The following is a 26795-nucleotide window of genomic DNA, read 5'->3' as shown; positions in this document are numbered from 1 at the left end:
GGCTCGGTTCCTGTTTCGTGAGCGGTCGCTGCCGCCAAGCATAGCCGAGCCGGGGGGTGATGTGCAGGTGCGAAAAAGGCCGGGGCCGCCGACGGTGCCAATCCGCGGCGGCCCCGGGAGCCGTGGCCCGGAGGGGCCGGTTTCAGCGGGCGATGGCGTTGATCTCCGCGTCCTCGTCATCGAAGCCGAGCTTCAGGCCCAGGGAGACGTGGTGATAACGGCTGTTGGTGTAGTCATCGTGGATGGCGAAACCGATGTTGTACCACTGATCGGTCGCCAGACTGATGTCGCCCGGCTGATCGGAGACCAGCTTGCGCTTCATCTCCACCGTCCATACGCCGTCGTTCAGCTGGCCAGTGAACTCCACGCCCTGGCCGCCCTGCATGACGCGTTCGGCCAGGATGTAGCCGTCCTCCGATACGCCGCTGCCGGCATTGAAGCGCAGCAGGTCCATGAACCGGCCGTCCTTCAGGGCTGCCTCGATCTCGGCCTGCTCCTTCAGCTTGTCCCAGCCGCCGCGTGGTTTGCCGCCCTTGCCCTTGATCTCCAGCGCAGTGCGGCTCTCCTTGAGGTACTTGGTGACGCCCTGGCCGAGATCGAGCCGCTGGGCCAGCGGACTGGCGGCCAGGGTGGCGGCATCCGGAGTATCCGGCATGGTCCGCAGGTCGGCATGGCAGGTCTGCCAGCAGCCGGCGCGGTCGGCAAACTCCACCTTCTCGTCGTCGGTGGCGAGCATGACCGCCAGCTTGATCGGGTTTTCCGGATCCATCTTGCCACCCTCGACGAAGGGTGCCGGGGTATGTTCGCCAGCCGGCCACTGGAAGCGCAGATACAGATAGTCACTGTCATGGGCGGCCTGGACGCTGAGCGGGATGCTGCCCCGCTTGCCGGGGATGGGGGTGGGCTCCACCTTCTCCCCGGAGACGATCAGATCGCCGATGTCTGCCTCCTCACCCTCGTGACAGTCGTAGCAGCGGTCGCCGGCCTTGAGCGGTCGGGCGCCACCATGATCACGACCGTTGAGCACCCATTCCAGCGACGCCTGGCCGGGATAGAACAGCACGATCTCGGTGGCGGGCACGCTGCTCCAGTCGATGCCGCTGCCGGAGGCGGCTGCCGGAGCCGCGGCGGGTGCGGCAGGCTTGGCGCTGGCAGCAGGTGCCGGCTTGGGCTTGGCGTGGCTGGCCGGCTTCTTGGCCGCCTCGGCTTCCAGGGCCAGCCATTGCTTCGGGATGGGTCGCTTGTAGGCGGGGTTCGGGGCCTCGAGCGCCTCCAGCTCCTCATCGCTGAGCTGGTCATGCACCTTCGTGTGGGCAATGCCCTTGTGGCAGTCGATGCAGGTGTTGCCTGCGCGCATGGCATTCATGTGCTGTTTGCGGGACCGGCCCTTCTGGTTCTGCGGATTCATGGATGCGAAATCATGGCAGTTCCGGCATTCGCGAGAATCCGTCGACTTCATGGCGTTCCAGACGCGCTTGGCCAGTTCCAGCCGGTGCTGGTTGAATTTTTCAGGCGTGTCCACCGTGCCCATGATCTTGTGAAAGATCTCGTTGCTGGCCTTTATCTTGCGTACCACCTTGTGTACCCAGTCCTTGGGCACGTGGCAGTCGGAGCAGACCGCCCGTACACCACTGCGGTTGGTGTAGTGGATGGTCTTCTTGTATTCCTGGTAGACGTTCTCCTCCATCTCATGACATGAGATGCAGAAGTCCAGGGTGTTCGTGGCTTCCATGGCGGTGTTGAAGCCACCCCAGAAGATGACGCCTACGATCATGAAAAACAGCGCCGCGCCGACGGTGGTTCCGAGGATGACCTTGCGCGACATCAAACCGGGTTTTCTGCTTGGCTTAACCATTGTCAACACCTGCTGTGGGTGGAGTAGGGGTCGTTCGGGAGTTGGCCGGGAACGCCTCGTGGATCATGGTTCCCGACGTTGCCAATAAAAAGGGGGCGGACACCGAACTGCATGCCCGCCCCCTGTTCCAGCTATATCATGTTCTGATGCCGGCAGGGCGCATCAGGTTACATGGTTGGTGCGGTTATAGACGTTGAACTTGCCGGTCGGTGTGGTCAGACCCTTGATGCGAGTCTTTTCCTTCAGGGTGTTTGCATCATAGATCACGATCTCGCCGGTCGGCTTCTTGTTTTCCTTGCGGTTCCAGACCGAGACCCAGACCTCGCTGCCGTCAGCATTGAACTCCATGTGCACCGCGGCCTTGCCGGGCTCGTCGGTGACGCGGATGGTCTTGACGATCTTGCGGGTGTTCTTGTCGAACACCTTCACGCTCTGCTGGATCTCGGGCTCCGGGTGCTTGGTCTGGTCGGCCCAGACGTACTTGCTCTTCGGATGGGTGCGGATGAACACCCCGGGGCCGTCGGTCTCGACCTCATAGCAGATCTTCCAGGCCTGCTTCGGATGGCCTGCGGGATCGTTGCCCCAGACGGTGACCTTGCCGACACCCAGGTGGGTGGTGCCGGCGACCGGACCGCACTTGGGATCGTTCCAGTTGGCGCCCGGACCCGGATGCGGTTTCTTGTCGGTGTCGATCATGGCCTCCAGCTTACGCTCCTTGGTATCCACCACCACCATCTTGTTGGAGGCGTTGGCCGCAATCTGGAAGTAACGCCCGGTGGGATCGAAGAAGCCGTCGTGCAGATACTTGGCGGAGTCGATCATCTCGATGCGCAGATTGTCGAGATCGGAGTAGTCCACCTGCCACATCTGCCCCAGCTCCTTGGCGGCTACCAGGAAGGTGGATTCGTTGGGGGTGGTGTAGATGGCGGCGACGCGCGATTCGTTGACGAATTCGCCATCCACGTTCACGCCGCGGGTGGAGACGGCCTTGAGCGGGGTCATGGTCTTGGCGTCGACGATGACGAAGTGACCCGGCCAGTAGCCGCCGCCGATCACGTACTTGCCGTCGCCGGAGACGGCCACGTCACGGGCGTCATAGGCGATCTGGGTTTCGGCGACCAGCATCTTGTCGGGGGTCTGCCACAGGTCGATCTTGTTCATCTTGCCATCGCGGCCCATGGTGTACCAGAAGCGCCCGGGCACATTGCCCTTGCCCTTGGGGTGCTCCTTGTTGTGGTGCTCGGTGGCCTTGATGACGTGCACCGCATAACCCGTGTCGATATGGGTCACGATCTCGTGCTTGTCGCCGTCGATGATGGCGACCTTGCCCGCGTCACGCTCGATGACGACGAAGAAGTTCTTCCAGTTGCGGCCGTGCAGGGGCTTGGTCGGATAGTCCTTGGGCTGTACATAGACCTTGGTGCGTTCCTTCATCAGCGAGAGCGGCATTTCCGGCGGTACCGGTGGCTCCATCTGGATGTAGGTGGCCAGCATGCGGATCTCGTCCTTGCTGAAGATGTCGTCGAAGTTGTTCATGCCACCTTCGGTGCCCAGCGTGATGATGCGTTCGAGGCGGCGCTGGCCCTTCTTGCGGGTGTTCTTCGGCTCCAGGTTCTTGCCCGTGGCACCCTTGCGCAGCACGCCATGGCAACCGGCGCAGCGCTGGAAGTACATGGTCTTGGCTTTCTCGAATTCGGCTTCACTGAGTGGCTTGAATACTTCCTCCTTCTTGGCGAAGCTGGCCCCGGACCAGATTGCCAACCCCACGCACGTTGCGAGCATTGCCGCTCCGTACTTCATCTTGTGTTTCATGGTCATTGCTATGCTCCCTTGAGATAGACAGCGAGGTAGAATGCGGTAGGCCATTTACAGCCGTGGGTGTTTTGTAGGTTATTCCCGCATAGAACACCTTGATTTGCATCAAGCCTTTGTCCGGCTTGAGTCAAGGAAAACCTCTACATATATAGGAGAGCCTCGTTTGTTCCGCAATGGCAATCAAATTGATCGAGATCATGCTGGAGGGGTGACAGTGTCTCGAGTTCGGGATTTCACGCATGAATGATGTTATTTCACACGGCAGGCCCGTTTCGCCAATCGACGGCCGGCAACGCGATGTCGTGCGCCGGGCGACGCGCGATTGCCTGCGGCGGGCCGGTGAACTGCATGCCCGTATCTTTCCGCCGATCGAAGTGCGTTTCGATCTGATCGGTCGCGCCGCCGGCATGTACCGGCGGCGCGGCGCGGAGCGCTGCATCCGCTACAATCCCTATCTGTTCGCCAGGTATTTCGAGGACAGCCTGGCCAACACCGTGCCGCACGAGGTGGCCCACTACGTGGTCGATCTGCTGACAGTCTCTGCCAGGCCGCGGCCACATGGTTCCGAGTGGCAGGCCGTGATGCGGGCGCTGGGGGTCGAGCCGCGGCTGCGTCACGACTACGACTTGCGCGGCATCCCTCAGCGGCGTCAGCGGCAGGTCCTCTACCGCTGTGCCTGTTCCAGCCACCGGCTTGGCATTCGCCGGCACCAGCGGTTGCTGCGTGGCGAGGCCAGCTATCATTGCCGCAACTGCGGTGCCGTCCTGGTCTGTGCGGAATGAGCGGCGCGCCAGCCAGAGACTGGTGCGTGTACATCCTGCTGTGCAGCGACGGCAGTCTCTACACCGGTATCAGCAACGACGTGGCGCGGCGCCTGGAGGCGCACCGCAAGGGCCGCGGCGCGAAATATTTCCGCGGCCGCCGGCCGCAGCGGCTGTTGTTCGTCGAGGCTGGCCACAGCCGCAGTTCGGCCAGCAGCCGCGAGATGGAGATCAAGAAGCTGCGGCGCGAGGACAAGCTGCGGTTGATTGAGAAGGGGAGGGGGTGAATTCAGAAGCCAGAATTCAGAAGCCAGAATTTCAGAAGTAAGAAGTAAGGAGTAAGAAAGCAGGAGCGATCGCCAGGTCGCGATACGCGCGAAGCGCGCTTCTACCGGATAATGTCGGCCGGACCCGCTGGGGATCGCGGCATGGGGGCCGCTCCTACACACAAACCGTACCGCCTTGCCCCGCGTAGGAGCGGCGTCCACGCCGCGATTCCGGCGGCACACCCCATCGCGGCCGGGAGGCCGCTCCTACAAACAAGAGGTTCCGCCATGCCCGGTAGGAGCGGCCTCCAGGCCGCGATTGGGGTGGCGTTAACAGACTCCTAGCCCGGATATTGCACCCAGGATACGAAGCCAGAGTCGGCCTGACATCGAACAGGCACAAACCGCAGCCCGCCCAGGGGGGGCTTTCATGGCCATATCGTCCCTGAATTACAGCGCGGCCCCCATTCATGCGCGCCGCCTTGGTGCAGTATCCGGGCTAGCTCCTGACTCCGTTGATCGTCTCCGCCGCCTGCACCAGGTCGCCGGCGATCTCGGCCAGTTTGCGCCGCTGGCTGCGGGCCTGGCTGCGCAGCATCTCGAAGGCCGCCTCGCGGGTCAGGCAATAGCGTTCCATGATCAGGCCGATGGCCGTGCTGGTCAGCCGGTTGCTTTCCAGCGCCGTGTTCAGGTGATTCTCGGCGTCGCGCAGTTTTTGCAGCTCGGCGGCGCGGTGCAGCGCCGCCTCGATGCTCGGTGCGAGCCGTTCGGCATCGACCGGCTTGAGGAGATAACAGAGCGCGCCGACCCTGGCGGCCTCGACCACCGTGCGGCAGTCGTCCGATTCGGAAATCATCATGAAGGGGGTGGCGGTTTCCTCCCGCAGCCGCCGGGCGGCCTCGATGCCGTCCATGCCGGTCAGCCGTACCTCGAGGATTGCCAGGTCTGGCCGGTATTGACTGCAGAGCCTTGCGGCCTCCTCGCCATCCGTGGCCTCGTAGACGGTGTAGCCTTTCTCGCGCAGTCCCTTGCCCAGCGCCGTCAACGCCAACCGGTCGCCCTCGGCAACCAGAACGCGAGCCTTTGTCATTGGTCTTGCTCACTCCAGGGTTGCGTCTTGGGATCTGTCGTTTTTTATAACCATGGCCATCATACGGCTTTGGTCGGGGCGCAGCAAGCCGCCCGTGCGGCATGAGAATATTATGAATTGCCACTGAGAGCGGTTTTCCCTTGCCAGTCCGCTGTGTTGCGTCAATTTTCCGACTTTTGCCGGCGCTAAAGTCTGGAGCCGGGCCGCCGAAACCCCGGATGAACTGCATCGCCTTGGATCAGGAGAACGCCTTGTCCAGGCGGCGCCGGTGAGGAAGGTTTCCCCGCCGGCCTTCAAGCGGCATCGCCCCAACCCTTGTCGATGTCCCCACCGTTGAAGCCAGCGGGTCGGGTGCCAAGACCGTGCACCATCAGTGGATGTGCTCATGAAGCAAGACAAGGAGACAAGGGATATGAATGCTGTTCTGAAACCGGCCATGGCCTTGATGGGCCGCCTGCGCTATCTGCACAAGTTCATTCTGATCTTCATCGTTTTTCTGCTGCCCCTGGTGGTGTTGACCTCGATGCTGTTCAGCAGCATCAACCAGGACGTCAGCTTCGTGGAGCAGGAGCGCCGCGGCGTCGAGTACCTCGGGGGGCTGCGCAGTCTCCTCGAGACCCTGCCCCAGCATCGTGGCATGACCCATGCCTATCTGAACGGCGATAGCGCCTTCGAGGAGAAGATCCTCGCCAAGCGTCAGGTCATCGATGCCGCCTTCGAGGAACTCGCCGCACTGGATGAGCGTCTCGGCGAGCGGCTCGACAGCAGCAGCGAACTGGCGGCGCTGCGCGCCCGCTGGGAGCAGCTCAAGCAGCGCGCCTTCGGGATGGCGCCGGCCGAGGCCTTCGCCGAGCACAGCCGCCTGATCGGCGAACTCATCGCGCTGATCGCCCATGTCGCCGACACCTCCAACCTGATCCTGGATCCGGAGCTGGATTCCTATTATCTGATGGATGCGGTGGTCAACCGCATGCCGACCCTGACCGACAAGATGGGCCAGGTCCGTGGCCTGGCCTCGGGGATCGCGGCGGCAGGCGGAATGGAACAGGGACAGCGCACGCGCCTGGCGGTATTGCTCGACAACATCCGTGAGGGCAACCAGGGCCTGGGTTACGCCCTGCAGGTGGCCCAGCGCAGCAATCCGCAGATCGGCGGGCGCCTGGGTGGCAAGGGCAAGGACGCGGTCGAGGCCGGCGACCGTTTTCTCGAACTGGTGAAGACGCGCATCCTGGAGGCCGACTCGATCGACATCGCTCCCGAGGCGCTGTTCAAGGCCGGTACCGCTGCCATCGGCGCGGATTTCCGCCTCTATGACACGGTGCTGCCGGTGCTCGACGACATCCTTCATCAGCGCGAGGCCGCCGGCCAGAGTGGCAAGCAGTTGTCGATGATCGTCATCGGCCTGGTGCTGCTGTTGATGGCCTATCTGTTCGCCGGCTTCTATGCCGCGGTGGCCGACAGCGTGGGCGCCATCAACGCCGCTGCCCGGCGCCTGGCGGAGGGCGATCTGACCGCGCGCTGCAAGGTCCAGGTGCGTGACGAGATGAAGCAGATCGCCGACAGCTTCAACGTCATGGCGGAGCGCTTCGCCGACATCGTTTCGCGGATCAGTGGCTCGGCCCACCAGGTCGCCGCCTCTTCGGAGGAGCTGTCGGCGATCACCAGCCAGACCAGCCAGAGCATCTACGAGCAGCAGGCACAGACCGAGCAGGTGGCCACCGCCATGAACCAGATGGGTGCCACGGTGCAGGAGGTCAGCAAGAACATCAACACCACCGCCCAGGCGGTGCACGAGGCCAACAGCGAAACCGCCGAGGGGCGGCAGGTGGTCGACGACGCCGTGCAGGCCATCGAGCGCCTGGCCGGCCAGATCGAGAGCGCCGCCGAGGTCATCCATCGCCTGGAACAGGACAGCGAGAACATCAACACCGTGCTCGACGTGATCAAGGGGGTGGCCGAGCAGACCAATCTGCTGGCGCTCAACGCCGCCATCGAGGCGGCCCGCGCCGGTGAGCAGGGGCGTGGCTTCGCGGTGGTGGCGGACGAGGTCCGCACCCTGGCCGGGCGCACCCGGGAATCCACCGACGAGATCAACCAGGTCATCGAGCGCTTGCAGGCCGGCTCGCGCCAGGCGGTGGAGGTGATGAACCAGAGCCGCGAGCAGGCGCAGTCGGTGGTCGGTCAGGCGACCCAGGCCGGGACCTCGCTGGCGACCATCGCAGCCGCGGTGGCGCGAATCAACGACATGAGTTCGCAGATCGCCAGTGCGGCCGAAGAGCAGAACTGCGTGGCCGAGGAGATCAACCGCAATATCGTCAGCATCACCACCATGGCCGACCAGACCGCCGCGGGGGCCCAGCAGACCGCATCGGCCAGCGAGGATCTGTCGCGGCTCGCCGCCGAGTTGCAGGGGCTGGTGGGGGCATTCCGGGTCTGATCATGGCGCGTGGTGGGTGGCCTGCCCATCGGTAGGCGCGTTCTCCAGGCCGCGACGGGTTCGTCCTCAGAATCGCGGCCTGGAGGCCGCTCCTACCGGGCCTAGCGGTCCAATGTGTGTGTAGGAGCGGCCTCCCGGCCGCGATGGGTGTCCCGCCGAAATCGCGGCGTGGCCGCCGCTCCTACAGGGCAAGGCGGAACCTCTTGTTGTGTAGGAGCGGCCTCCAGGCCGCGATCGGGAGTACCACCGGAATCGCGGCGTGGCCGCCGCTCCTACAGGGCATGGCGGAACCTCTTGTTGTGTAGGAGCGGCCTCCCGGCCGCGATGGGTGTCCCGCCGAAATCGCGGCGTGGCCGCCGCTCCTACAGGGCATGGCGGAACCTCTTGTTGTGTAGGAGCGGCCTCCCGGCCGCGATGGGTGTCCCACCGAAATCGCGGCGTGGCCGCCGCTCCTACGCGGGGCAAGACGTCACCCCTTGTTGTGTAGGAGCGGCCTCCCGGCCGCGATCGGGTGTGCCGCCGGAATCGCGGCGTGGACGCCGCTCCTACCGGGCCTAGCGGTCCAATGTGTGTGTAGGAGCGGCCTCCCGGCCGCGATGGGGTGTCCCGCCGAAATCGCGAGGTGCGCCCCCCCCGTGCATGCAGGCAGACCGAAGGCCTGCCCCTGTTGGATCAAGTTCTGCCATCGCCTGCCGTTATCCGGGCAGTGGCCCTTTGTCCCCCCTGAAGAGACCGCATGTCTGTCGCCGCCCAAAGCAGTCTGAGAAAGGTCGCTGTCGAGGACTTGATCATCGGCATGTATGTGGCCGCGCTCGACCGCCCCTGGCTGGAGACCTCCTTCCTGTTCCAGGGCTTCCTCATCGAGAGTCACGAGGCACTGGAAGACCTCCGCCGCCAGTGCGACTACGTCTACATCGACATCGAGAAAGGCCCGCCGGCCAGCCGTTACCTGCCCGAAAGCGGTCCGCTGCTGGAAGAGGACCCCGATGCCGATGTCTTCCGCGTGCCCACCGGATACAGCAAGTACCCGGAGCGGGCCACGGTGCAGGAGGAACTGGAGTCGGCGCGTGACGCCTACCGGGCCAGCACCGAGGCCATCAGCAGCGTGCTCGACGATATCCGCGCCGGCCGCAAGATCGGCGTGGCCGCGGTGCGCGACGCGGTGCGCGACACCGTTGGCAGCGTGATCCGCAACCCGGATGCCTTCCTCTGGCTCACCCGGCTGAAGAAAAAGGACGATTACACCTACGCCCATTGCGTGGACGCCTGTGGCCTGGCGGTCGCCTTCGGCCGTCATCTGGGCTTCAGCCGGCACGAGCTGGAGAATCTGGCGATCGGCACCCTGCTGATCGACGTCGGCAAGATGAAGCTGCCGGAGGGGTTGCTGCAGAAGCCCGGCCGGCTGACGCCAGGCGAGCTTGCGCTGTTCCGGCGCCATGTCGAGTTCGGGGTGCAGATCGTCAGCGCAATGGAGGGCGCCAATCCGCTGATCGTCGATACCGTGCTGCATCACCATGAGCGCCACAATGGCAAGGGCTATCCGCAGGCGCTTCCCGGCCATCGCATCCCGGTGTTCGGGCGCATCGCCTCGATCGTCGACTGCTACGACGCCATCACCTCGGACCGGCCCTATGCGCGCGCCGTCTCATCCTATGCCGCCATCCAGAAGCTGTACGAATGGCGCGACAAGGACTTCCAGTCCGACATGATCGAACAGTTCATTCAGTGCCTGGGCGTGTTCCCGGTCGGCACGCTGGTGGAACTCAGCACCGGCGAGGTCGGCATCGTCTTCGCCCAGAACCGGGTTCGGCGCTTGCGGCCAAAGATCGTGCTGGTGCTGGATGGGGACAAGGTGGCGCTGGACTTCAATCCGGTGCTCGATCTCATCGAAAATCCGCTCGACTCTGACGGCAGGCCGATCGAGATCCGCCGCGCGCTGGAGCCCGGTGCCTATGGCGTCGAACCGCAGGATTTCTACCTTTGACGGCGCGCAGCACAGGGGCGCCGGCCGCTTGCGGCTGGCTGCCCGGGCGGGACGCGCTGCTGCAGACCCTGCAGCAGCGCCTGGCCGCCCTGCCGGCCGGCCGGTTGGGGGCGCTGGCGGTGATCAACCTGTGTGGCTTTCGGGAGATCAACGTCGGATTCGGTCACAGCGCCGGCGATCAGGTGCTGGCGGCCGTGGCGGCTTCCCTCGGTGAAGCCTTGCGCAGTGAAGACCGCCTGTTTCACATCGGCAACGACGAATTCGCCGTGCTGCTGCACGATCTTCGCCATCAGGGCATCGTCCGCCTGGCGGCCGACAGGTTGCGCGCCTCGACCCAGCTCAACCTGCACCTGCAGGGGAAGATGGTCCCGGTGCGCAGCCGCATCGGCATGGCGCTCTATCCAGAACATGGTCAGGAGGCGGCGGAGCTGCTGCGCAATGCCGATGCGGCGCTCGCCGCGGCGCGGCTCGCTGGCGCCGACTGCCGGATCTACGATCCGGAGCTGGACCGGCGCAGCGTCGCCTCTCTCGCCCTGCGCGGCGATCTGGAGGAGGCCATCCGTGAAGGGGGGCTGGAGCTCAATCTGCAGCCACAGATCGATCTGCGCAGCAACCGCCTGTCCGGTGCCGAGGCCCTGGCGCGCTGGCCGCACGAGAAGCGCGGCCTGGTCCCCCCGGACGTCTTCATCCCCATTGCCGAGCAATCGGGGCTGATCGACAGCCTGACCTTCTGGTCGCTGAACGCCGCCTTGCGCCAGTGCAGCCTCTACCGTGAGCGCTATGCCGAGGTGGCGGTGGCGGTCAATCTCTCGGCACGGGTCCTGCACGACCCGGAGGTGGTGCCGCTGATCGAACAGGCGATGAAGATCTGGAACACGGAGCCCGGCAGCCTGATCCTGGAGATCACCGAGAGTGCCATGATGGAGGATCCCAAGGCCGCCATGGAGGCCCTGCAGGCGCTGGCCGGCATCGGCGTCACCCTGTCGATCGACGATTTCGGCACCGGTTATTCCTCGCTGGCCTATCTGCGCGATCTGCCGGTGAAGGAACTCAAGATCGACAAGACCTTCGTGCAGCGCATGGCGACCCAGCCGGCCGATGCGGCGCTGGTCCGCAGCGTTGTCGATCTGGCCCACAATTTCGGTATCGAGGTGGTGGCCGAGGGCGTCGAGGACGAGCCCAGTCTCGACCTGCTGCGCACCATGGGGTGCGACTACGCCCAGGGTTTCTGGATCGCCCGGCCGATGCCGGCCGACGAGGTGCTGGAATGGATCGGGAGCACACGCTGGGCGCGGTGAGCCTGCCTCTTGCGGCGAGGCGGCCACAGCGCGATGCCGGCGGCCGACCCGATCGCGGCCTGGAGGCCGCTCCTACAATGCCTTCCGTGGATGCCGTGGTTATCGATCTTTTCGTGGGTTTCGCGGGTTTCGTGGCCATTTTCGGTTCCGCCTGGCGACGGCGGGTGATGCCATCCCCGATCGCGGCCTGGAGGCCGCTCCTACGACACATCGTGATGCTTCCCTCGGTGCGGCGGATCACGCCCGGAAGGGCAGGAAATCCGAAGTGTGGGCGCAGAATGAACGTCAGTGAATGGCGCGCCCGAGAGGGTGGGTCGGGACCGTCTGTCCTGTGGACAGACGCAGCCCGGGCCACGCCCGGAAGGGCAGGAAATCCGAAGTGTGGGCGCAGAATGAACGTCAGTGAATGGCGCGCCCGAGAGGATTTGAACCTCTGACCCCCGCCTTCGGAGGGCGGTACTCTATCCAGCTGAGCTACGGGCGCGAGGCAGCTAAGAATACCGCCTCGCCGGTGCCAGGTCCAACGCCGCTCAGGCCCGGTCGTCGAACAGGCTGCCGAGCATGTCGTTGACGGACTGGATCACCTTGGCCGAGGCAGCGACCTGCCGGCTGTTCTGCTGCAGGCCGATCAACGGCTCGACGACCCCTTCGGGTTTGTCGCTGCCGGCCTGCTCGGCGCTGGCGATCTGGGCCGCGTTGTCTCGGGCCCCGGCCAGGCCGCGCTGGATGCCGAGCAGTGCGAAGTCTGTGGCTGATCCGATCTTCATGGTTCTGATACCTCGCTTGGGAGCGCTTGGGGTGGCCGGTCACGCATAGAGGTCGATGCGCCGGCCGAGGGTCGGGTCGGGGTCTGTGTCCGTCTGCCCCTCTGACCGCTGCCGCAACTGTTCCTGCCGGGCCTCGGCCTCCATGCGGCTCGCCTGGGCCGCAACGCTGCGATCCTGGGCCGAGGGTGCGGCCGGCGCCAGGGCGGCGGCGCGCAGGGTGCGGGCCTTGCTCAGGGCCTGGTCGGGATCGCCGGGCTTGCTGGTGTCGATCTCGACCTCGCCGCCCGTGGCGTAGCGCTGGCCGTCGGGGCCGTTTTCATAGCTGAAGCGGGTGGCGCCCCGCACATATTCCCGCCCGGCGGCGCGATGCATCGCCTCATGCTGACGCACCTCCTGGTCACGGGCCTTGAGGGTCTGGACCGCGCGTTCTTCCTCGGCCGTTGGCTGCGATTCCGCATCCTCGTCCTCGCGCCTGTTCGGCCGGCGTTCATGGATCGTGGCCTGTCCCCGGCTTTGCCGGGATGCGGCCTCTGCAGCCTCGGGCGCCTGTACCGGACGGGCCGTGACCTGCTGCGGTCTTTGACCGACGGGGGTTGCCGGGGTCGGCATGAGTCCTGTCGGTGGTGGCGCGGGATGTAGGTTCATCTTCACTAACCTGTTGTTACCCATGAATAAATCATGGGAGGTGGAGGCGGTTGCCCGGGCCGCGGGCGCAGGTCAGGCTTGCCTCAGAAGCCTTAGCGGCCGCTGAATCCGGGACTTGAGGGCGGAGGGTGGTGGTTTTCCCGGACTGGTCGGGCGGCTATACTCGGCGCCCACATCTGGATCGCGCCGGGGCGGTGCGGCGATTTCGTGGTAGATAACGGAGACCTGAAGAATGATGCAACGAGTTGCAAGCCTGAGTCTGGGACGCGGCGCGGCCGCGCTGCTTCTGCTGGTCATGTCCACGGCCGGTCAGGCAGCGGACGAGATGATGCAGCAGGCGATCGAGGACAACATCCGGCCGGTCGGCACGGTGAAGGTGGCGGGCGAGAGCAGTGCCGCGGAGAGCACGGCGGCCGCTGCCCCGGCACCGGCCGCTGCAGCCGAGGCCGCCCCTGCCGCAGCGGGCGGCGCGGCGGCCGATGGCAAGCAGATCGTCACCCAGAGCTGCTTTGCCTGCCATGGCACCGGTGCTGCAGGTGCGCCCAAGATCGGCGACAAGGCCGCCTGGGCCCCGCGCATCGCCCAGGGCATGGACACCCTGTTGCAGAATGCCATCACTGGCCTGCGCGCCATGCCGCCCAAGGGCACCTGTATGACCTGTTCCGAGGCCGAGCTGAAGGCGGCCATCGAATACATGGTGTCGCAGAGCCAGTAACCGCCGGACCGGCACGCGCGGGGCGGGCGCTGTCCGCCCCCGCCTCCCACTGCTGAGACCGGCGGCCGCCGCCCTCAGGACAACAGGTTGCGCAGATTGGCCAGGTGCGCCTGGCCGCGCTCCTGGCGGGCCGCTGGATCCTGGCGGCTGCGGCCGCCCTCCCAGCAGACGTCCTCCTCGGGCAGCTCGCCGAGAAAGCGGCTGGGTTCGCTGCCCGACCATTCCCCGCCGCGCTTGCGCTTGGCCGCGAAGGTCAGGGTCAGGCTTCGCTGGGCGCGGGTGATGCCGACGTAGGCCAGGCGCCGTTCCTCTTCCAGGTTGTCCCCCTCCAGGCTGCTGCGGTGCGGCAGCAGATCTTCTTCCATTCCCACCAGAAACACGTGCGGGAACTCGAGTCCCTTGGCGGCGTGCAACGTCATCAGATGGATGCAGTCGCCGCCAGCCTCGTCCTTGCTGCGGTCGAGGATGTCCATCAGGCTCATGCGGTTGACGATGTCGCCCAGGTTGGCCTCGCCCTCCAGCTGGCCGGCGGTGCGTTCCATCCAGCCGAGCAGTTCCTCGACGTTCTGCCACTTGCGCGCCGCGGCCTCCGGGTCGCGGGTGCTGTCCTCCAGCCACTGGGCGTAGTCGATGTCGCTCAGCAGATCCTTGAACACCCGCAGCGGGTCGCCGCGTCGCGCCAGATCGGCGGTGGCGACCACCCATTCGGCGAAACGCCGCAGGCGGGCGACATAGCGGGCGCCGAGCTGCTGTTCCAGGCCAACCTCGAAACAGGCGGCGAGCAGGCTGACGCCGCGTTCCGTGGCATAGCCGCCGAGCTTCTCCAGGGTGCCGGCGCCGATCTCCCGGCGCGGCGTGTTGACCACCCGCAGGAAGGCGCGGTCGTCGTCCTCGTTGACCAGCAGCCGCAGGTAGGCGACCAGATCCTTCACTTCGCTGTAGTCGAAGAACGACATGCCGCCGCTCAGATGGTAGGACAGGCGGTGCTCGCGCAGCACCTTCTCGAAGGGGCGTGACTGGTGGTTGCCGCGGTAGAGGATGGCGAAGTCGCCGTCGCGGGCGCCGTGGGTGAACTTGTGGTGCAGGATCTCCGAGACCACCCGCTCGGCCTCGTGCTCCGGGTCGCGGCAGCGGATGATGCGCAGCGGCTCGCCATAGCCGAGCTCGCTCCACAGCCGCTTCTCGAACAGGTGCGGGTTGTTGGCGATCAGGTGGTTGGCGCACTTCAGGATGCAGCCGCTCGAGCGGTAGTTCTGCTCCAGCTTGATCACCTTGAGCCGCGGGAAGTCCTGCTGCAGCCGGTGCAGGTTCTCCGGCCGCGCGCCGCGCCAGGTGTAGATGGACTGGTCGTCGTCGCCGACCGCCGTGAACAGGCCGAGCGGGCCGACCAGCTGCCGGACCAGCTCGTACTGCGCCATGTTGGTGTCCTGGTACTCGTCGACCAGCAGATGGCGGATGCGGTTCTGCCAGCGCTCGCGGGTCTCGGCATCGCTGCGCAGCAGCAGCACCGGCTGCAGGATCAGGTCGTCGAAATCGAAGGCGTTGTAGGCCTTGAGGTGGCGCTGGTACTCGGCATAGACCTGGGCGGCGGCGAGCTGCAGGTTGTCCCCCGCCAGGGCGAGCGCCTCCTCCGGCAGCACCAGGTCGTTCTTCCAGGTGGAGATCTGCCAGCGCAGCGGGTCGGGATCGGCGGACAGCCGGGCCTTCTTCACCAGCTCGCTGATCAGGTGGCCGCTGTCCTGGCTGTCGAAGATGGAGAAGCCGGCCTTGAAACCGAGCCGGGTGTGTTCGCGGCGCAGGATGTTGAGGCCCAGGGTGTGAAAGGTGGAGACGGTCAGGCCACGGCCGCTGTTGCCGGCGAGCAGCCGGCCGACCCGCTCGCGCATCTCGCGCGCCGCCTTGTTGGTGAAGGTCACCGCGGTGATGCGCCGGGCATCGATACCCTGCTCCTGGATCAGGTAGGCGATCTTGCGGGTGATGACCCGGGTCTTGCCGCTGCCGGCGCCGGCCAGCACCAGCAGCGGGCCGTCCACGTGGCGCACGGCCTCGCGTTGGCGGGGGTTGAGGTCGGACACGGATTCAGAACGGCTGGCGGGTCATGGTGGCGGCCCATTCTACCCGCTCGTGGCGGGGCCGGGAACCGTGGCGGACGTGACGCCGGTCATGGCCGGGTTGTGACCGGCGCCGCGTCCGGGACGCCGCAGGGCACGGGAAGGCCGCGGCTGTGACCCAGGCCACGAAAATCCCTGGCAGGGGGCCGACAATGGCTTCCAGGTCCTCTACCGGAACGAGGTTTGCCATGCCTTTCAGTCGACTGCTGCTGCGTCTGGAACGGGGCCGGGCCCGTCTGGCGCAGCGTCTCTTCGCCCGTCTCCAGCGCCTGGCACAGAGTCACCCGCGCCTGCACCTGACCCTCACCCTGGGGCTGGCGCTGACGGGTTACGCCTTCCTGCTGGGTCCGCCGCTGCTGTCGGCCGCCTTCGCGGCGGCCGCCCTCGCTGCCCTGGCCGAGGGTCCGGCCGCGGCCCTGTCGCCGGCCGCGGCCGCGGCAGGGCTGGCCCTGTTCAGCCTGGCCCTGCTGCGGCTGGAGTTTCCCCGGCCGCAGGGCATCCGGCTATCGCGCCGCACCGCGCCGCGGCTGTTCGGCCTGATCGAGGAGGTGCGGCGCCAGCTGCATGCGGCACCCGTCCACCGGGTCCATGTCGACGAATCGCTGGGGGTGGAGCTGCTGCGCATCCCGCGCCACGGTCTGCCGCTGACCCATGACAACGTGCTGCTGATCGGTTACCCGCTGCTGGCCTGTTTCTCGGCGGAGCAGCTGCGCGCCCTGCTCGCCGGACGCATCGGCGAGATCTCGGTGCACAACCTGGGGGTGGTGGCCTGGCTCTGCCAGCTGCGCCAGACCTGGCTGCAGTACCGGGTCGCGGCGGCCCGTCTGGGCGGTCCCTCCGGTTTCCTGCTGCGGCTGTTCTTCGACCATTTCACGCCCCTCTATGCCCGGCTCTCGGCACCGCTGGTACGCGACCGGGAACTGCGCCGTGACCACTATGCCCTGCAACTGGTGGAGGAGGAGGTGCTGGCCGCTACCCTCAGCCTGGAGGTGGCCGCGGCCCGGTTCCTGGAGGACTACTACTGGCCGAGGATCTACCGCAGCGCGGAGCGGCTGGCCCGGCCGGGCTTCCGCGTCTATTCGAATCTCGGCGTGGTCTTCGCCGGCAAGCTGAAGGACCGCAACCCCCAGGCCTGGGTACGCGAGGCCTTCGCCCGGGCGTCCAGCGCCACGGCCGGACCCAGTCTCAGGGAACGCCTGGCGGCCCTTGGCCTGGCCGAGCCCTGGCCGCCGCGGGCGCCGGGCCGCAGCGCCGCCGAGGCCCTGCTGGAGGATGCCGGTCGGCCGCTGGCGGTGCGGCTCGAACGTCGCTGGCTGGCGCGTGAACAGGAGGGCTGGGCCTTGCGTCACCAGCGCAGCTGTTCCGAGCGGCAACGGCTGCGCCGCCTGCGCAGCCAGGCCGAGGCCGGGACGCTGCGAGGCAGCCCGGCGATGGAGTACCTCGCCCTGGTCCGCCGCCATGGCAGCGAGGCGCAGGCACGGGCGGCCGCGGAACGAATCCTGGAGCTGAATCCGGAGGATCCAGGGGTGCTGTTCGGGGTCGGCAAGTATTTCATCGGTCGGCAGGAGCCGCAGGGAGTGAAGCTGCTGGAGCAGGCGATGGCGCTGGACAAGCGCTGTGTCTCGGCCGCCTGCCGGCTGATCTCGGGCTTCGTGATCAGGACCCGCAACCAGCCGGCGCTGCGCCAGTATGTCGCGCAGGTGATCCACGGCCCCGACCGACGGCTGACGGGCTAGCTGTATATGGCATCAGCCCCCGGATGATGGCTGGCTGGACCCGCCGGGGATCGCGGCCTGGAGGCCGCTCCTACGGGGCATGGCGGCACCCTGGTAGGAGCGGCCTCCAGGCCGCGATATCCGGGCTAGATGCCGAACAGGGTGGTCAGGGTATCGTCGAAGGCGTGTGCCGCCTCGCGGATGGCGCCATCCAGCATGCCGCGGTCGAGCCGGGCCTGCGCCCAGCAGGAGGGCCGGATGCGGTCCAGCAGGGGGGTGGGCCGGCCATCGTTGAGGGGCTCGGGGTTGAGGAAGGCGTCGTAGGGGTCGTAGTGGGGACGGGCGCAGCTCGCTTCCAGCCGTTCCAGTTCCCCGGTGGCGGCATCGGCGACCTGCAGCAGGGCCGCCTCCAGGCCCGGCGGCGGCGCCAGTTCCGGCTGATGATGGAAGCGTACCGCCTCGCGCAGCGTCAGCGGCAATTGCCAGGCCAGCAGCAGCTCGGCGCCCAGCTCGGCGTGATCGAAGCCGAGCTGCTCGCGTTCCGCATCGATCACCTCCATGCCATGTTCGATCTCGGCCAGCACCGCGCCCATGGTCTCCGGCAGCCGGCTGCAGAGCAGCAGCTGTCCGATGTCGTGCAGCAGGCCGCCGATGAACAGCCGTTCGCAGTGCAAGACGCTGGCGCGGCGGGCCAGGGCCCGGGCCAGCAGGCCGCAGAACAGGCTGTGACGCCAGAACTCGACCAGGGTGACCCGTGCGAGGGGCAGCCGTTCGAAGACCTCGGCCGCGGAGCTGGCCAGGGCCAGGCTGCGCAGGGCCTCGATGCCGACCAGCTGCAGGGCGCGGCTCAGGGTGTCGATGCGGGCCGGGAAGCCGTAGAAGGCGCTGTTGACCAGGCGCAGCAGGCGTGCGCTGAGGGCCGCATCCTGGGCCACCAGTTCACCGAACTCGGCCGGCATGCAGTCGGGGTCGTCGGCCATCTGCTGGATGCGCAGGCAGACCTCCGGCAGCGACAGCAGCTCCAGGTTGTCGCGTACCAGGTCGGCAGCGCGTCTCACCGGTTGCTCACTCTCCAGGGGCCGGGCTGGGACCTCCGCCAGCGCATCGCCTGCCGCTTCAGGCATCGGCCTCGCTCACGGCCGCGAGCAGCGCCTCCCGGGTATCGCTCCCGGCCAGGGCCCGGGCGATGCGGTTGAAGGCAGTGGCGGCCACTTCCGGGTGGGTGGTGAAGGTGGTCAGCCGCTCGTACTTCCAGCCGGCCGCCTTCAGTGCCTGGGCCATGAACTCCATGCCCTCCAGACCGTTGCCGCCAAGCTGGATGAGCGCCTTCTCGATCTGCTGGTGGGGCAGGAGATCACAGGTGATGCGGCAGAAATCGTCCGCCTCCACTTTGTCGAAGGTCTTGTCCATTGTGTGCGCCATCCTTTTTGTAGCTGTTGGTTCCACATGCCCTGTCGGCCGTTTTCGCCGGGGCTTGACCCCCGGCGGACCAAAGGGGCAAGCCCGCATATTGCGCGAATAGGCACAAAGTGTAACAGGGCACAATTGCTCGCATAGGGAATTACTGCCTTGATAAATATCGAAAAATTACGCATTCAAGGCACGCCTTCGTGCAATATGCGGGCAAGGCCTCTGTCGGGGAAGGGTTTTGCCTGGTGGGGCGGGCTGCCCATGAGCCAAGGCGTGTGCCGTGGGCCGGGCTCACCGGGGGGCAGAATGGGGGGCGTCCTTGTACCTCGATCGCGGCCAGGAGGCCGCTCCTACCGCATTCTGTCGCCATGCACCGTAGGAGCGGCCTCCAGGCCGCGATTGGGCGGCTTCTCCGTGGGGTGATGCCCGCTATATTTGCTACGATCGCCCAAGTCCAACAGCCTGCTAGAATGGAAGTCCGTCGAATGCCCCGGAGCCGGCCATGAAGATCAGTATCATCAGCGGCAGCCACCGCGACCCCTCGCAGAGCATGAAGGTGGCGCGTTTCATCGAGCAGCGCCTGCGCGACAAGGGGCTTTGCGACCAGACCTGGCTCTATGCCCTGGCCAACAACCCCCTGCCGCTCTGGGACCAGGGGGTGTGGGACGGGGACGAGGACTGGACGCGCCGGCTGGACCCACTGCACGCCGAGTTGCGCAGCAGCGACGGTTTCGTGATCGTCACCCCCGAGTGGCACGGCCAGGTGCCGGCCGGGCTGAAGAACTTCTTCCTGCTCTGCGGCGCCACCGAGCTGGGTCACAAGCCGGCGCTGATCGTCAGCGTCTCCTCGGCGGATGGCGGGGCCTATCCGGTGGCCGAGCTGCGCATGAGCAGCTACAAGAACAACCGCTTGTGCTACATCCCCGAGCAGGTCATCGTGCGCCACGTCGAGTCGGTGCTGAACGAGGACCCGGCCGCCAACGATCCGCAGGCCGACCCCTATTTCCGGGCGCGCATCGACTGGGCGCTGGGCATCCTGCGCGAGTATGCCCTGGCCCTGCGCCAGGTGCGAAAGAGCGGCGTCACCGAGAGCGAACAGTTCCGCAACGGCATGTAGCGGTTGCCGCTGGGCTGGTGGCGGGCCTACTCCGCTGTCTCCAGCATCTCGGACAGCTCCAGCCAGCGGGCCTCGGCGGCTGCCAGGCGGCGGTCGTTGTCTGCCTTGTCGAGCAGCAGCTGCTGCAGTTCGGCCTTGGCCGCCTCGGCGTAGAGCTCAGGATCGGCCAGCCGGGCCTCCAGGGTCTCGCGTTGCCGGCCCAGGGCCTCCATCTCCGCCTCCAGTTGTTTCAGCTCCCGGTTGAGCGGCGCCAGCCGCTGGCGGCGTTCCGCCTCGGCGCGGCGCTGCTCGCGGCGCGAGCCGCCCGGACTCGATGCCGGGGTGCGGCTGACCGCGGACGCGGGCCGGCTGCCGGCCAGCCAGTCGCGGTAATCGTCGAGGTCGCCGTCGAAGGGCGTGGCGTGGCCGTCGTCGACCAGCAGCAGCTGGTCGCAGACGGTGCGCAGCAGGTGGCGGTCGTGCGACACCACCACCAGGGCACCCTCGAAGTCCTGCAGGGCCAGCTCCAGGGCCAGACGCATCTCCAGGTCGAGGTGGTTGGTGGGCTCGTCGAGCAGCAGCAGGTTGGGACGCTGGTAGACCAGCAGCGCCAGTACCAGGCGCGCCTTCTCGCCGCCGGAGAAGGGGGCCACCGGCGCCAGCGCCTGCTCGCCGGAGAATCCGAAGCCGCCCAGGAAGTCGCGCAGCGCCTGTTCGCCGGCCGCGGGGTCGAGGCGCTGCAGATGCTCGACCGGGCTCAGTTCCGGCCGCAGCTGTTCCAGCTGGTGCTGGGCGAAGTAGCCGACCCGCAGCTCGGGGGCGGCAATGCGTTGCCCGGCGAGAGGTACGAGCTCGCCGGCCAGCAGCCGGGTGAGCGTGGACTTGCCGGCGCCGTTGCGGCCGAGCAGGCCGAGCCGGTTGCCCGGTCCGAGGCTGAGGTTCAGGCCTTCCAGCACCGGCTGGTCGGCGTAGCCGGCGGCGGCATCCTCCAGGCGCAGCAACGGATTGGGTGGCCGGCCGGCGCCCTGGAAGCGGAAGCGGAAGGGCGAGTCGATGTGCGCGGCGCTGATCTTTTCCAGCCGTGCCAGGGCCTTGAGCCGGCTCTGCGCCTGGCGGGCCTTGCTGGCCTTGGCGCGGAAGCGGGCGATGAACTGCTGCACCTGGGCGACCTCGCGCTGCTGGCGTTCGAAGGCCGCCTGCTGCTGGGCCAGGCGTTCGGCACGGGCCGCCTCGAAGTCGGAGTAGCCACCGCGGTAGAGTTCGATGCCCTGGTGCTCGATATGGGCGATGGCGTTCACCACCCGGTCGAGCACGTCGCGGTCGTGGGAGATCAGCAGCAGGGTGCCGGAATAGCGGCGCAGCCAGTCCTCCAGCCAGAGCACGGCATCCAGGTCGAGGTGGTTGGTGGGCTCGTCGAGCAGCAGCAGGTCGGAGCGGCACATCAGCGCCTGGGCCAGGTTGAGGCGCATCCGCCAGCCGCCGGAGAAGCTGCCCACCGGCTGACCGTGCTGGGTCTCGGCAAAGCCCAGGCCGGCGAGCAGCTGGGCCGCGCGGCTGCGTGCGCTGTAGCCGTCGATGGCCTCGTAGCGGGCGTGCAATTCGGCCAGCCGGCCGCCCTCCAGGCTGGTGTCCTCCAGGGCATGGCTGAGGTGGGTCCACTCGGTGTCGCCCTCCAGCACGTAGTCGATGGCCGGGGTGTCCACCGCCGGGGTCTCCTGGCGCACGCTGGCGATGACCCAGCCGGCCGGCAGCCGGCAGTCGCCGGCATCCGGCTGCAGCTCGCCGCGGATCAGCGCGAACAGGCTGCTCTTGCCGGTGCCGTTGCGGCCGGTCAGCCCGACCCGCTGGCCGGGATGGATGCGCAGGCTGACGTCGGACAGCAGCAGCCGGGGGCCGCGGCGCAGGGAGAGGTGGTGCAGTTCGAGCATGGACGGGACAGTCTAGGGCCTGTTAACACTAACCAAATGGGCTCTGCCGGGACTCTTTTTTCGTCCAGCAAGGCAGAATGAGCGAGGTGTAGTCAGTCTGCATGAGCGAATGATAACGCCGCTGGGCGGGAAAAGAGCCCCAGCCCTCCGGGTTGCGCCTGAAAAAGCGCCGCTCCGCGTTGCTCGTCGTTCATTTGGCGTCACCAAACCTCTCTCCTCGCGCCTTGATTGGCGCTTTTTCAGGCGCAACAGAGTCCATTGGTTAGTGTTACTAAGACAAACGATAACAAAGCCTCATTCAGAGCTTGCCAGGCGCCCCGGATCAAGGCGTGCCCCGCAGGGAATGGCCCGCCCTTGCCAAGGGGTACAACGCAGAGCCGGGGCGCCTGGCAAGCTCCCTGCGGGCGGGCCTCTGGACGGCCATCCGCAGGTTGCCATGGCTTGACAGGGAATCACCCTGCCGGCGCCATTGCGCCTTGCGGGCTGATCGTCCAGAGACCCGCTGAATGAGGCTTTGTTATCGTTTGTCTTAGTAACAGGCCCTAACATTCTTTACTTTTCGGTGGGATTTCTAAGGCTGCGGGGAGGCGGTCCGCGCCGGCGCCGAATTCCGGCAGAAAACCGGGGTTTGCATTCCGCTGCCAAATGCCCGAGCCTGTGCGGCCCGAAACAACCACTGGTACGGCAGGCGAGACCCATGAACGAACAGAGCGACGTCTTCGAACCGCGCAACGACATCGAGCGGCAGCTGCTGGCGGCCCAGGCCGGGGAGCGTTCCGCCGAGGCCTTCATGGAGGATCTGCTGGCAGCCCAGCTGTTCATGCCCGTGGAGGAGGATTCCACCGGCATCAAGGGCCTGCAGAAATCCACCCAGGCCCGGCCGCTGACCCTGGAGTCCGAGGACGGCCTGCAGGTGCTGATCCTGTTCACCAGCCCGGAACGGGCCAAGCGCTTCGTGGCCGAGGTGCCCGGCGACTACGGCGGGGGGCTGCTGGCGGATTTCAGCTGGATCCTGCAACGGGTCGGCAGCGGCGTGGCCATCGCCATCAACCCCGGCTGGTCGGCCGGCATCGATCTCGATCCGGAGACGGTGCAGCAGCTGCGTGCCCGGGTGGACGCGGAGGTGGACGAGTGAGCCACGCCGGCGACTTCGAATTCATCGACAGCCACGCGGCGCTGGCCGACTTCTGCCGGCAGCTGGCCGGTGCAGAGTGGATCGCCCTGGACACCGAATTCCTCCGCGAGCGGACCTTTTATCCCCAGCTCTGCCTGCTGCAGGTGGCGACGCCCGGGGCCATCGCCTGCATCGACCCCCTGGCCATCGACGACCTCGAACCGCTGCATGCCCTGCTCTACGATCCGGCCATCACCAAGGTGCTGCATGCCGCGCGCCAGGACATGGAGATCTTCTATCACCTGCGGGGCGCCGTGCCCGCGCCACTGTTCGACACCCAGATCGCGGCGCCGCTGCTCGGCCATGCCGACCAGATCGGTTACGGCAACCTGGTCCGCGAGCGGCTCGGGGTCAGCCTGGGCAAGGCGCATACCCGCACCGACTGGAGCCGGCGTCCCCTGTCGCACGATCAGCTGCAGTACGCGGCCGACGATGTGCGCTACCTGGCCGAACTGTACCCGGCGATGCGTGACGAGCTGGCCTCGCGCGGGCGACTCGAGTGGCTGGCTGCCGACTTCGCGGCCCTCGCCGCGCCCGAGACCTACCGCATGGAACCGACCGAGGCCTGGCGCCGCAACAAGGGGGCCGGCAAGCTGAAGGGGGCTGCCCTGTCGGTGTTCCAGTCGCTCTGTGCCTGGCGCGAGGCCGAGGCCCAGCGCCGCGACCGGCCGCGCAAGTGGCTGTTGCCGGACGATGTGATGCTCAGCCTGGCGCGGCTCAAGGTGCAGTCGGTGGCCGATCTCGGCCGGGTGCGCGGCCTGCCGAAGGGGATCATCGAGCGTGATGGCGAGGCGCTGCTGGCGCTGATCGAGACGGCCAGGACACGCCGGCCCGAGCCGCTGCCCGCCGGCGAGCGTCCGCCGCCACTCTCCGCCGGTCAGGAGGCGGCCGCCGATCTGCTGATGGGCGTGCTGCGCCTGATCGCCGCCGGGAACCAGCTCAACCCCGGGGTCATCGCCGGCCGCAAGGCTGTCGAGCAGCTGGTGCGCGGCGAGCGTGAACTGCCGCTGCTGCAGGGCTGGCGGCGGGCGATGGCAGGCGACATCCTGCTGGCGGTGTTGCGCGGTGAACGTGGCGTGCGCATCGAGCAGGGCGCGCTGCGTCTGGACTGAGGGCCTTGCCCCGGTGCCTTCCGCCCAGCCCGGATATTGCGTCAGGCCCCCGGATGATGGCGTGGCTGGACCCGCCGGGGATCGCGGCCTGGAGGCCGCTCCTACCATGGTGCCGCCATGCCCCGTAGGAGCGGCCTCCAGGCCGCGATAGAGGAAGCGCCTGGGCGGGACGATCGTATCGATCGCGGCCTGGAGGCCGCTCCCACGGACAAAGGGTCCGCCATGCCCCTGTAGGAGCGGCGTCCACGCCGCGATAGAGGAAGCGCCTGGGCGGGACGATCACATCGATCGCGGCCTGGAGGCCGCTCCCACGGACAAAGGGTTCTGCCATGCCCCTGTAGGAGCGGCGTCCACGCCGCGATAGAGGAAGCGCCTGGGCGTCGATCATATCGATCGCGGCCTGGAGGCCGCTCCCACGGACAAAGGGTTCTGCCATGCCCCTGTAGGAGCGGCGTCCACGCCGCGATAGAGGAAGCGCCTGGGCGGGTCGATCGTATCGATCGCGGCCTGGAGGCCGCTCCCACGGACAAAGGGTCCGCCATGCCCCTGTAGGAGCGGCGTCCACGCCGCGATAGAGGAAGCACCTGGGCGGGATGATCGTATCTCGCGGCCTGGAGACCGCTCCTACCATGGTGCCGCCATGCCCCGTAGGAGCGGCCTCCAGGCCGCGATAGAGGAAGCGCCCGGGGCGGGTCGGCCGCCTCAGCTGCGGATGCCCACACCCCGGTTGAGCAGGCCGAGGGCGAAGCCGAACATCACCACGATGAAGCCGATGACGATGGCGTAGGAGAGGCCGACGTCGATGTCGCTGACCCCGAGCATGCCGTAGCGGAAGCTGTTGATCATGTAGAGGATGGGGTTGGCCAGCGAGACCTGCTGCCAGAAGCCGGGCAGCATGTCGATGCTGTAGAAGATGCCGCCGAGGTAGGTCAGCGGGGTGAGCACGAAGGTGGGGATGATGGAGATGTCGTCGAAGCTCTTGGCGTAGACGCCGTTGATCAGGCCGCCGATGGAGAACAGGATGGCGGTCAGCAGCACCATGCTCAGGGCGACGGCCGGGTGCTCCACCTGCAGCGGGCTGAAGAAGGCGGCGGTCAGGGTCACCGCGGCGCCTACCGTCAGGCCGCGGGCCACGCCGCCGGCGATGAAGCCGGTGAGGATCAGGTAGTTCGGCACCGGCGCGACCAGCATCTCCTCGATGTGACGCTGGAACTTGGAACCGTAGAAGGACGAGACCACGTTGGCGTAGGAGTTGGTGATCACCGACATCATGATCAGGCCGGGGACGATGTAGTCCATGTAGCGGAAGCCGGCCATGTCGCCGATCTGCGAGCCGATCAGGTTGCCAAAGATGATGAAGTAGAGCGCGGTGGTGATCACCGGCGGCAGCACGGTCTGCACCCAGATGCGGATGTAGCGCAGCACCTCGCGGATGAGGATGGTCTGGAAGGCGATGTATTTCTCGCGCGGCGTCATCCGGATGCCCCGCAGCAGCCGTTGTTGTCCTCCACCAGATTCATGAACAGCTGCTCCAGGCGGTTGCTCTTGTTGCGCATGCTCAGCACCTCGATGCCCTGGCGGCTCAGCGCCTCGAACAGCTGGTTGAGGCTGCATTCCCGGGAGACATCGACCTCCAGGGTCAGCGGGTCGATGCGCTGCAGGCGGTAGCCCTCGACCTCGGGTGTCGCCTCGATGGGTTCACGCAGGTCGAGGACGAAGGTCTCGGTGTGCAGCTGGTTGAGCAGCGCCTTCATGCTGGTGTTGTGGATCAGTTCGCCGTGATCGATGATGGCGATGTTGCGGCACAGGCTCTCGGCCTCTTCCAGGTAGTGGGTGGTGAGGATGATGGTGGTGCCCTGCTGGTTGATGCGGCGCATGAACTGCCACATCGAGCGGCGGATCTCGATGTCCACCCCGGCGGTGGGCTCGTCGAGGATCAGCAGTCTTGGCCGATGCACCAGGGCGCGGGCAATCATCAGCCGGCGTTTCATGCCGCCCGAGAGGTTGCGCGCCATGCTGTGGCGCTTCTCCCAGAGGCCGAGTTCGCGCAGGCAGGCCTCGGCGCGCTCGAAGGCCTGGCGCCGGGGGATGCCGTAGTAGCCAGCCTGGTTGACCACCACCTCGATCACCGGTTCGAAGACGTTGAAGTTGAATTCCTGCGGCACCAGCCCGATGCAGCTCTTGGCCGCGGCCAGCTCGCGGTCGGTGTCGTGGCCGAACACCTCGATGCGGCCGCTGCTCTTGTTGACCAGCGAGCAGACGATGCCGATGGCGGTCGATTTGCCGGCGCCGTTGGGACCGAGCAGGGCGAAGAAGTCGCCCTCGGCCACGTCCAGGCTGATGCCCTTCAGGGCCTCGAAGCCGTTGGCGTAGGTCTTGCGGAGGTCGCGGATGGAGAGGGCCGGGGTCATGCGGCTGGGCTGGGTTCCTGTGGCGCGGATCGTTCAGGGGCCGCAAGTTTAGCACAGCGCCCGCGGCTTCCCGCCGCACGCCGGGTGGGGGATTGGCGCGCCGGGGGCGCCCCGCGCGCCCGGCCTGACAGCCGCATATAGCATCAGGACCCCGGATGATGGCGCGCCTGGACCCGCCGGGGATCGCGGCCTGGAGGCCGCCCCT

21 protein-coding genes and 1 tRNA gene are annotated in these 26795 nt (G+C 66.9%); 10 read left to right on the top strand and 12 right to left on the bottom strand.

The features are described from left to right. Positions 1–142: 142 nt before the first annotated feature. On the bottom strand, positions 143–1825 hold the full coding sequence (locus QVG61_RS13215) for a NapC/NirT family cytochrome c (RefSeq protein ID WP_289931140.1): 1683 nt from the start codon (positions 1823–1825) through the stop codon (positions 143–145). 192 nt (positions 1826–2017) lie between these two features. After that, positions 2018–3667: a cytochrome D1 domain-containing protein gene (locus QVG61_RS13210; RefSeq protein ID WP_354671222.1), complete on the bottom strand. Its 1650-nt coding sequence runs from the start codon at positions 3665–3667 to the stop codon at positions 2018–2020. Between the two features lie 305 nt (positions 3668–3972). On the opposite strand from QVG61_RS13210, the gene QVG61_RS13205 reads away from it, so the two are divergent. Both QVG61_RS13205 and QVG61_RS13200 read left to right on the top strand, forming a co-directional pair. Continuing rightward, positions 3973–4452 (top strand): SprT-like domain-containing protein, encoded by a 480-nt coding sequence (locus QVG61_RS13205; RefSeq protein ID WP_289931138.1) that lies wholly within the window; start codon positions 3973–3975, stop codon positions 4450–4452. Between the two features lie 26 nt (positions 4453–4478). Beyond that, positions 4479–4718, top strand: coding sequence for a GIY-YIG nuclease family protein (locus QVG61_RS13200; RefSeq protein ID WP_289931137.1), 240 nt, complete (start codon positions 4479–4481; stop codon positions 4716–4718). Positions 4719–5196: 478 nt separating this feature from the next. Here QVG61_RS13200 and QVG61_RS13195 read toward each other — a convergent pair whose 3' ends face one another. After that, a complete protein-coding gene (locus QVG61_RS13195) occupies positions 5197–5787 on the bottom strand; it encodes a response regulator (RefSeq protein WP_289931136.1) in 591 nt (196 codons plus the stop codon). A 412-nt stretch (positions 5788–6199) separates the two neighbouring features. Here QVG61_RS13195 and QVG61_RS13190 point away from each other — a divergent pair, with 412 nt between their 5' ends. The 3 genes from QVG61_RS13190 (at position 6200) to QVG61_RS13180 (ending at position 11506) form a co-directional block, all read left to right on the top strand. Continuing rightward, positions 6200–8224 (top strand): methyl-accepting chemotaxis protein, encoded by a 2025-nt coding sequence (locus tag QVG61_RS13190; protein WP_289931135.1) that lies wholly within the window; start codon positions 6200–6202, stop codon positions 8222–8224. Between the two features lie 736 nt (positions 8225–8960). Further along, entirely contained in the window at positions 8961–10208 is a 1248-nt protein-coding gene (locus QVG61_RS13185) for an HD-GYP domain-containing protein (RefSeq protein ID WP_289931134.1), read from the top strand. Beyond that, on the top strand, positions 10205–11506 hold the full coding sequence (locus QVG61_RS13180; RefSeq protein ID WP_289931133.1) for a bifunctional diguanylate cyclase/phosphodiesterase: 1302 nt from the start codon (positions 10205–10207) through the stop codon (positions 11504–11506). Before QVG61_RS13185 ends, QVG61_RS13180 begins: the two co-directional genes overlap by 4 nt. Positions 11507–11913: 407 nt before the next feature. Here QVG61_RS13180 and QVG61_RS13175 read toward each other — a convergent pair. The 3 genes from QVG61_RS13175 to QVG61_RS13165 all read right to left on the bottom strand — a co-directional run bounded on the left by QVG61_RS13175 (position 11914) and on the right by QVG61_RS13165 (position 12918). After that, positions 11914–11990 (bottom strand) — tRNA-Arg (locus QVG61_RS13175). A gap of 46 nt (positions 11991–12036) precedes the next feature. Further along, positions 12037–12273, bottom strand: coding sequence for a hypothetical protein (locus QVG61_RS13170; protein WP_289931132.1), 237 nt, complete (start codon positions 12271–12273; stop codon positions 12037–12039). 39 nt (positions 12274–12312) lie between these two features. After that, positions 12313–12918 carry a putative metalloprotease CJM1_0395 family protein gene (locus QVG61_RS13165; RefSeq protein WP_289931131.1) on the bottom strand — a complete coding sequence of 202 codons (606 nt, stop codon included), beginning with the start codon at positions 12916–12918 and terminating at the stop codon, positions 12313–12315. Between the two features lie 232 nt (positions 12919–13150). On the opposite strand from QVG61_RS13165, the gene QVG61_RS13160 reads away from it, so the two are divergent. Further along, positions 13151–13633, top strand: a complete 483-nt coding sequence (locus QVG61_RS13160) for a c-type cytochrome (protein WP_289931130.1) — start codon at positions 13151–13153, stop codon at positions 13631–13633. 74 nt (positions 13634–13707) lie between these two features. On the opposite strand, the gene rep is transcribed toward QVG61_RS13160, so the two are convergent. After that, positions 13708–15708, bottom strand: a complete 2001-nt coding sequence (rep, locus tag QVG61_RS13155; RefSeq protein WP_289931129.1) for a DNA helicase Rep — start codon at positions 15706–15708, stop codon at positions 13708–13710. A gap of 224 nt (positions 15709–15932) precedes the next feature. On the opposite strand from rep, the gene QVG61_RS13150 reads away from it, so the two are divergent. Next, positions 15933–17480 carry a hypothetical protein gene (locus QVG61_RS13150; RefSeq protein WP_289931127.1) on the top strand — a complete coding sequence of 516 codons (1548 nt, stop codon included), beginning with the start codon at positions 15933–15935 and terminating at the stop codon, positions 17478–17480. A gap of 125 nt (positions 17481–17605) precedes the next feature. Here QVG61_RS13150 and QVG61_RS13145 read toward each other — a convergent pair whose 3' ends face one another. Next, a complete protein-coding gene (locus tag QVG61_RS13145; RefSeq protein WP_289931126.1) occupies positions 17606–18583 on the bottom strand; it encodes an HDOD domain-containing protein in 978 nt (325 codons plus the stop codon). Next, the gene (locus QVG61_RS13140) at positions 18576–18869 is read right to left on the bottom strand and encodes a hypothetical protein (RefSeq protein WP_289931124.1); all 294 of its coding nucleotides are present in this window, start codon (positions 18867–18869) and stop codon (positions 18576–18578) included. The genes QVG61_RS13145 and QVG61_RS13140 overlap by 8 nt, the downstream gene beginning before the upstream one ends. Positions 18870–19371: 502 nt before the next feature. On the opposite strand from QVG61_RS13140, the gene QVG61_RS13135 reads away from it, so the two are divergent. Next, complete coding sequence (locus QVG61_RS13135) at positions 19372–19986, top strand: NAD(P)H-dependent oxidoreductase (RefSeq protein ID WP_289931122.1); 615 nt, start codon at positions 19372–19374, stop codon at positions 19984–19986. A 26-nt stretch (positions 19987–20012) separates the two neighbouring features. On the opposite strand, the gene QVG61_RS13130 is transcribed toward QVG61_RS13135, so the two are convergent. Beyond that, complete coding sequence (locus tag QVG61_RS13130; protein ID WP_289931119.1) at positions 20013–21893, bottom strand: ATP-binding cassette domain-containing protein; 1881 nt, start codon at positions 21891–21893, stop codon at positions 20013–20015. Between the two features lie 697 nt (positions 21894–22590). Between QVG61_RS13130 and QVG61_RS13125 the strand changes: the two genes are divergently transcribed. Then, positions 22591–23028 carry an SseB family protein gene (locus QVG61_RS13125; RefSeq protein ID WP_289931118.1) on the top strand — a complete coding sequence of 146 codons (438 nt, stop codon included), beginning with the start codon at positions 22591–22593 and terminating at the stop codon, positions 23026–23028. Continuing rightward, on the top strand, positions 23025–24179 hold the full coding sequence (gene rnd / locus QVG61_RS13120; RefSeq protein ID WP_289931115.1) for a ribonuclease D: 1155 nt from the start codon (positions 23025–23027) through the stop codon (positions 24177–24179). The genes QVG61_RS13125 and rnd overlap by 4 nt, the downstream gene beginning before the upstream one ends. 702 nt (positions 24180–24881) lie before the next feature. Here the strand turns inward: rnd and QVG61_RS13115 are convergent. Both QVG61_RS13115 and QVG61_RS13110 read right to left on the bottom strand, forming a co-directional pair. After that, entirely contained in the window at positions 24882–25655 is a 774-nt protein-coding gene (locus QVG61_RS13115; protein WP_289931114.1) for an ABC transporter permease, read from the bottom strand. After that, positions 25652–26590, bottom strand: coding sequence for an ABC transporter ATP-binding protein (locus tag QVG61_RS13110; protein WP_289931113.1), 939 nt, complete (start codon positions 26588–26590; stop codon positions 25652–25654). The genes QVG61_RS13115 and QVG61_RS13110 overlap by 4 nt, the downstream gene beginning before the upstream one ends. Between the last annotated feature and the right edge of the window lie 205 nt (positions 26591–26795).

This window comes from Thiohalobacter sp. IOR34 (assembly GCF_030406045.1).
GTDB lineage: Bacteria > Pseudomonadota > Gammaproteobacteria > Thiohalobacterales > Thiohalobacteraceae.
Note: the sequence above shows the minus strand (reverse complement) of the source record. Positions and strands in the feature narration are given on the sequence as shown.

Bases quoted from the DNA above. Each gene is read 5' to 3' on its own strand.
- QVG61_RS13185 (WP_289931134.1), top strand. From the start codon at position 8,961: ATGTCTGTCGCCGCCCAAAGCAGTCTGAGAAAGGTCGCTGTCGAGGAC.
- QVG61_RS13140 (WP_289931124.1), bottom strand. From the start codon at position 18,869: ATGGACAAGACCTTCGACAAAGTGGAGGCGGACGATTTCTGCCGCATC.
- QVG61_RS13135 (WP_289931122.1), top strand. From the start codon at position 19,372: ATGAAGATCAGTATCATCAGCGGCAGCCACCGCGACCCCTCGCAGAGC.
- QVG61_RS13170 (WP_289931132.1), bottom strand. From the start codon at position 12,273: ATGAAGATCGGATCAGCCACAGACTTCGCACTGCTCGGCATCCAGCGC.
- QVG61_RS13115 (WP_289931114.1), bottom strand. From the start codon at position 25,655: ATGACGCCGCGCGAGAAATACATCGCCTTCCAGACCATCCTCATCCGC.
- QVG61_RS13165 (WP_289931131.1), bottom strand. From the start codon at position 12,918: ATGAACCTACATCCCGCGCCACCACCGACAGGACTCATGCCGACCCCG.
- QVG61_RS13125 (WP_289931118.1), top strand. From the start codon at position 22,591: ATGAACGAACAGAGCGACGTCTTCGAACCGCGCAACGACATCGAGCGG.
- QVG61_RS13160 (WP_289931130.1), top strand. From the start codon at position 13,151: ATGATGCAACGAGTTGCAAGCCTGAGTCTGGGACGCGGCGCGGCCGCG.
- QVG61_RS13190 (WP_289931135.1), top strand. From the start codon at position 6,200: ATGAATGCTGTTCTGAAACCGGCCATGGCCTTGATGGGCCGCCTGCGC.
- QVG61_RS13130 (WP_289931119.1), bottom strand. From the start codon at position 21,893: ATGCTCGAACTGCACCACCTCTCCCTGCGCCGCGGCCCCCGGCTGCTG.
- QVG61_RS13110 (WP_289931113.1), bottom strand. From the start codon at position 26,590: ATGACCCCGGCCCTCTCCATCCGCGACCTCCGCAAGACCTACGCCAAC.
- QVG61_RS13215 (WP_289931140.1), bottom strand. From the start codon at position 1,825: ATGTCGCGCAAGGTCATCCTCGGAACCACCGTCGGCGCGGCGCTGTTT.
- QVG61_RS13210 (WP_354671222.1), bottom strand. From the start codon at position 3,667: ATGAAACACAAGATGAAGTACGGAGCGGCAATGCTCGCAACGTGCGTG.
- QVG61_RS13150 (WP_289931127.1), top strand. From the start codon at position 15,933: ATGCCTTTCAGTCGACTGCTGCTGCGTCTGGAACGGGGCCGGGCCCGT.
- QVG61_RS13145 (WP_289931126.1), bottom strand. From the start codon at position 18,583: ATGCCTGAAGCGGCAGGCGATGCGCTGGCGGAGGTCCCAGCCCGGCCC.
- QVG61_RS13195 (WP_289931136.1), bottom strand. From the start codon at position 5,787: ATGACAAAGGCTCGCGTTCTGGTTGCCGAGGGCGACCGGTTGGCGTTG.